Here is a 5741-nt window from a genome sequence, read left to right on the forward strand (position 1 = left end):
AACACCATGAATCCTGCTGCAAGCCATGCTGCGGCGCTTGGCGCTGCGTCGCACACGTCTGTGCAGGCCAGGGCGTCCAGAAAGCCGGACGTTATGGTGCCGATCCGCTCGTTGGGTGAAAACCACCGTGCGCGCATCGCCGGCCATCTCAAGGCACTGGATGCCCACGACCGCTATTACCGTTTTGGTTTTTCTGCAAACGATGAGCAGATCGAACGCTATGTGGATGGCCTGAATTTTGATCGCGATGAGATTTTTGGCATTTACAACCGGCATCTGGTGCTGATTGCCATGGCGCATCTGGCCTACGCGCCCGCTACGGGGGCAGATCAAAGTGCCGAGTTTGGCGTGTCGGTGCTGCCTCAGGCGCGCGGTCGCCATTACGGTAGCCGCTTGTTCGAGCGCGCCGTGATGCACGCCCGCAACGTTGGGGTGCGCAAGCTGTACGTTCATGTGCTGAGCGAAAACACGGCCATGCTCAGAATTGCCAGCCACGCCGGCGCCACTTTTGTGCGCGATGGCGCCGAGACCGAAGGCCACTTGGTGCTGCCGCCTGCCACCATGAACACGCACCTGACCGAAATGGTCGAAGAGCAACTGGCGCAGGCCAACTACCAGTTCAAGCTGCAAGCCCGGCAGTTTCACAACACGCTGGCCAGTCTGCAAAACGCCTGGCGCGGCGGCGACGGGGTTGAAAAACACGATTGACGGCAGCGCTGCGCTGCGCGCTTGCGCGTGGTCCAGGCGTTATCCGCTATCCTAGAGGCTTGTTCAACAAACGCATGTCCTGCTAGATTGGCTGTGTCCGACCCTTACCCTACGCGCCCCGACCGGGAAGACAAGCGAACTTTTCTGCAAAAAATTGCCGAGTTCATCCACCCCGGTCCTGATTCGACCGACGAGTTGATCGAAACCCTGGCAGAGGCCGAGCACAACCAGCTCATCGGTGCCGATTCGCGCAAGATGCTTGAAGGCGTGATCCGCATGGCCGACATGAGCGCCGGCGACATCATGGTGCCCTCCACCCGCATGGAGTTGGTCAACATTGATGACCCTTACGACACCATGATGCACGGTGTGATCGACACGGCGCACTCGCGTTTTCCGGTGTTCGAGGGCGAGCGCGAGAACATCATCGGCATCCTGATGGCCAAAGATCTGCTCAAGCTGCAGCGCGCGCCAGAGCTCAATATTCGCGCCTTGCTGCGCCCGGCGGTGTTTGTGCCTGAGAGTAAAGGTCTCAACGACTTGCTGCGCGACTTCCAAAGCAACCACAACCACCTGGCCATCGTCATCGACGAGTTCGGCCGCGTGGCGGGCCTGGTGACGATTGAGGACGTGCTGGAAGAAATCGTTGGCGAGATCGAGGATGAATTCGACATTGCCGAAGACGATGGCGACATTTTTGGCTTGCCGGACCGCAGCTACCGCGTCAGCGGCGACACCACCGTGGAGCGCGTCGAGTTGGCGTTTGGCGTCAAGCTCGACAGCAGCGATGCCGACGAAAACTTTGACACCATCGGCGGCCTGATTGCGCATGAAATGGGCCACGTGCCCCGGCGTGGCGAACGCCATACGCAGGCAGGACTTGACTTTGCCGTGATGCACACCAAAGGTGGCGCGGTGAAGTGGTTCAAGGTGTCGCCGGTGCCCAATGAGCCGACCTGAGCCGCAGGGCTTCGGCCGGTTTGTGCGGGAATCCCGAAGCGCTTCCCTGATGACCTGGCTGGCGCTGTCGCTGGCGGGTGCCCTGCAGGCGGCCAGCCTGGCATGGCCGGTGGCCGTGTCACCAGCGTTGGCGTGGGCTGGTTTGGCGCAAGGCGAACCGCTTTGGTGGGGGCAGGGTCTGGCGCTGGCGACATTGGCGGGCTTGTTGCGTAGCGCGGCCAATTGGCGACAGGCGGCGCTGCGCGGCTGGATTTTTACCACGGCCTGGCTTGCCTGCACCTTTGGCTGGCTGTTCACCTCGATGCACACTTACGGCGGCCTGGCGGCACCGTTGGCTGTGCTGGCGGTGCTGTTGCTGGCGGGCTTGCTGGCGCTTTACTACGCGGCGGCTTGTGGTGTTTTCAGGCGTTTGGCGCTCGGTCATCCGGTTTGGGCGGCGCTGGTGTTTGCCGCCCTGTGGTTACTCGCCGAGATGGCCCGGGGCATGCTGCTGACCGGCTTTGGCTGGGGCGCCATTGGTTATGCGCACCTGGCCGGACCGTTGGCCGGGTTGATTCCGTGGGTGGGCTTGTATGGCGTCAGTTTTGTCGCGGCCTGGCTGGCAGCCTGTGTGGCGTTGGGACTGTCGGCCAGCTTGGCGGGCCGTCGGCGCGATGCCCTTGGCGCAGCCGTGCTGCTGCTTGTCCTTGTGCTGCTGCCGCAGGGCTTACCCCCGCCGCAGGGTGGCTCGACCGGCACCCTGGACGTGACCTTGTTGCAGGGCAACATTCCTCAGGACGAAAAATTCGACAGCCAGACCGGCGTGCTCAAGGCTTTGCAGTGGTACGGCGAGCAGCTTCAGCAAAGCACCAGGGCGCTGGTGATCACCCCCGAGACGGCGCTGCCGCTGCTGCCCGCGCAACTGCCACCGGGCTATTGGCAAGCCTTGCAGCAGCGTTTCGCCAGCGGCGCGCAGGCAGCGCTGGTGGGTGTGCCGCTGGGCAGTTTTGAGGAGGGCTACACCAATTCGGTGGTCGGACTCAAGCCCGGGCAGGGCAGCCCCTGGCGCTACGACAAGCACCATTTGGTGCCCTTCGGCGAGTTCATTCCGCCGTTTTTTCGCTGGTTTACTGATCTGATGAATATTCCGCTGGGCGACTTCAACCGCGGTGCCTTGCCGCAGCCCACCTTTGACTGGCAGGGCCAGCGCCTGGCTGCCACCATTTGCTACGAGAACCTCTTCAGTGAAGAGCTGGCGCGCCAGTTCCTGATTGAAGCCAAAGCCCCGACGATGCTGGTCAATGTGAGCAACCTGGGCTGGTTTGGCGATAGTTTGGCGATGAACCAGCATCTGCAGATTGCCCGCTTGCGCACGCTGGAGTTTGACCGGCCTTTTTTGCTGGCGACCAACACCGGGCGCACCGCCATCGTGGACCACCGCGGCCGCGTGACCCATGCTGCCCTACCGCACACGGCTGTGGCGCTGCATGGCGCGGTGCAAGGGCGCAGCGGCATCACGCCCTACGCTTGGTGGCTGGCGCGCTGGGGGCTGTTGCCCTTGCTGCTGCTGGCGCTGGGCGTGCTGACGGTGGCGGCTTGGTCGAAGCGGCCGGGCAGAGATTCTTGTTTTGACCGCTGAATGGGGCGTCGCTCGAACTCGGCTATCGCCTCAGACAATCGCGACGCCTGATCCCGCAAAACCCACCCAGCGCAGGCGCATACAGAAGGGGGTGGGGTGCCGACATCCCAATTCCCGCGCCTCGTGCTGATGCCAGCTGGTAGCCCGGATAATCCGGGGAGCGCTGAGGCCGGCGCTCTTTTGCCAACGGTGCGCAAGCGTCTCAAGTTTTCCGAATTGGCATTCGGGCAGGCCACCTTTTGAGGCGCGCATAAGCCCGTAAAATTGCCGCCTCAGACGCAGGTGCTTGCGTCAAACCCATTTACTTCCGGGCCGCGTTGCGCGCTGCCTTTACCGCTTATGTTGACCTTCCAGCAAATCATTTTGAAACTGCAGTCTTATTGGGATGCCCAAGGCTGCGCGTTGTTGCAGCCCTACGACATGGAGGTCGGCGCGGGTACCTCGCACACGGCCACGTTTTTGCGGGCACTGGGGCCGGAGCCGTGGAAGGCCGCCTATGTGCAGCCGAGCCGACGCCCCAAGGACGGCCGCTACGGCGACAACCCGAACCGGCTGCAGCACTACTACCAGTATCAGGTGGTGCTCAAACCCGCGCCTGGCAACATTCTGGAGCTTTACCTCGGTTCGCTCGAAGCGCTTGGCTTCGATCTGAAGAAAAACGACATCCGCTTCGTGGAAGACGACTGGGAAAATCCCACGCTGGGTGCCTGGGGCCTGGGCTGGGAGGTCTGGCTCAACGGCATGGAGGTAACGCAGTTCACTTATTTTCAGCAGGTGGGCGGTATCGACTGCCGGCCCATCACCGGCGAGATCACCTACGGGCTGGAACGCCTGGCCATGTACCTGCAAGGCGTTGACAACGTCTATAACCTGACCTGGACCGAGGCGCCCGACGGCACCAAACTCAGCTACGGCGACGTCTATCTGCAAAACGAAAAAGAGCAGTCAGCCTACAACTTTGAGCACAGCGATGCCGACTTTTTGTTCACCGCCTTCACAGCGCATGAAAAACAGGCCAAACATTTAATGGAAGAGCAACTCGCGCTGCCCGCTTACGAGCAGGTGCTCAAGTGCGCGCACAGCTTTAACCTGCTCGATGCGCGCGGTGCCATTTCCGTGACCGAGCGCGCCGCCTACATCGGGCGCATCCGCAACCTGGCGCGCGGCGTGGCGCAAAGCTACTTTGACAGCCGCGCGCGCCTGGGCTTCCCGCTGGCGCCACGCGCCTGGGTGGCGCAAATGAAGGCCTGAGAGATTGCGAGGCAGGCCAATAAAACCCGCTCTGTCCTCTACTGAATAAAGAAGTAATCATGACCCACCAAAACCTGACTGTTGAATTGTTCGTTGAAGAGCTGCCACCCAAGGCGCTTAAAAAACTGGGCGAGGTGTTTGCCAGCCAGCTTTGCGCGCAACTGCGCACGCTGGGTCTGGCGTCTGATGACTCGGTTGCCACGCCCTTTGCCTCACCGCGCCGATTGGCCGCACACATCACCCACGTAGCGGCCAAGGCGGCTGACAAGGCAGTGCAGCAAAAGCTGATGCCGGTGAGCGTGGGCCTTGATGCCCAGGGCCTGGCCACGCCCGCCCTGCTCAAAAAACTGCAGGCACTGGGCGCCGATGTGTCTGACCCGGTGTTTGCCGTGGCCGCTTTGCGCAAGGCGCAGGACGGCAAGGCCGAGGCGTTGTTTTACGACAGCCTGGTGAGCGGTGCCACGCTCGACGTCGGTTTGCAGCAAGCCCTGCTGGCCACCTTGGCCCAGTTGCCGATCCCCAAGATGATGAGCTATCAGCTGGAGACCGATTGCGAACTGCCGGGCTGGAGCAGCGTGCATTTCGTGCGCCCGGTGCATGGTTTGCTGGCGCTGCATGGCAACACCGTGGTGCCGGTGAAACTGCTGGGCTTGAGCGCGGGCAGGCTCACGCAGGGCCACCGTTTCGAGGCCTCAAAGTCGCCGGTCGAAGTGGCGCATGCCGATGACTACGCCACCACGTTGCTGCGTGACGGTGCCGTGATCGCCAGTTTCAACGACCGGCGCTTTGCCATCGTGCAGCAGCTCGCGCAGGCCGCCGAGCGCCTGGGGCCGGGCTTTGAGGTGCTGATGGATGACGCTTTGCTCGACGAGGTGACGGCGCTGGTGGAGCGCCCCAACGTGCTGACCTGCGCCTTTGAGGAGCAGTTCCTGGACGTGCCGCAGGAGTGCCTGATCCTGACCATGAAAGCCAACCAGAAGTACTTTCCGCTGGTGGACACCCAGGGCAAGCTCAGGCCCAAGTTTTTGGTGGTGAGCAACATCAATCCGGCTGATGCCAGCCTGGTCATTGGCGGCAACGAGCGCGTGGTGCGCCCGCGCCTGAGTGATGCCAAGTTCTTTTTCGATCAGGACTGCAAAAAAACGCTCGAATCCCGCGTGACCGGGCTCGACAAGGTGGTCTATCACAACAAGCTGGGCACGCA

General features: G+C 62.1%; 5 protein-coding genes. All 5 read left to right on the top strand.

The window, feature by feature from the left end; translation table 11 throughout:
- Positions 1-6: 6 nt before the first annotated feature.
- A complete protein-coding gene (locus IBX54_RS11820; protein WP_296542857.1) occupies positions 7-708 on the top strand; it encodes a GNAT family N-acetyltransferase in 702 nt (233 codons plus the stop codon).
- Positions 709-801: 93 nt separating this feature from the next.
- Positions 802-1668 (top strand): HlyC/CorC family transporter, encoded by an 867-nt coding sequence (locus tag IBX54_RS11825; RefSeq protein ID WP_296542853.1) that lies wholly within the window; start codon positions 802-804, stop codon positions 1666-1668.
- A 49-nt stretch (positions 1669-1717) separates the two neighbouring features.
- Positions 1718-3286: an apolipoprotein N-acyltransferase gene (gene lnt, locus IBX54_RS11830; protein WP_296542854.1), complete on the top strand. Its 1569-nt coding sequence runs from the start codon at positions 1718-1720 to the stop codon at positions 3284-3286.
- A 339-nt stretch (positions 3287-3625) separates the two neighbouring features.
- Positions 3626-4537 (top strand): glycine--tRNA ligase subunit alpha, encoded by a 912-nt coding sequence (glyQ, locus tag IBX54_RS11835; RefSeq protein ID WP_296542855.1) that lies wholly within the window; start codon positions 3626-3628, stop codon positions 4535-4537.
- Positions 4538-4596: 59 nt separating this feature from the next.
- A partial coding sequence (gene glyS, locus IBX54_RS11840; protein ID WP_296542856.1) for a glycine--tRNA ligase subunit beta occupies positions 4597-5741 on the top strand: 1145 nt, incomplete at its 3' end.

This window comes from Rhodoferax sp. (assembly GCF_014859475.1).
Taxonomy (GTDB): domain Bacteria; phylum Pseudomonadota; class Gammaproteobacteria; order Burkholderiales; family Burkholderiaceae_C; genus Rhodoferax.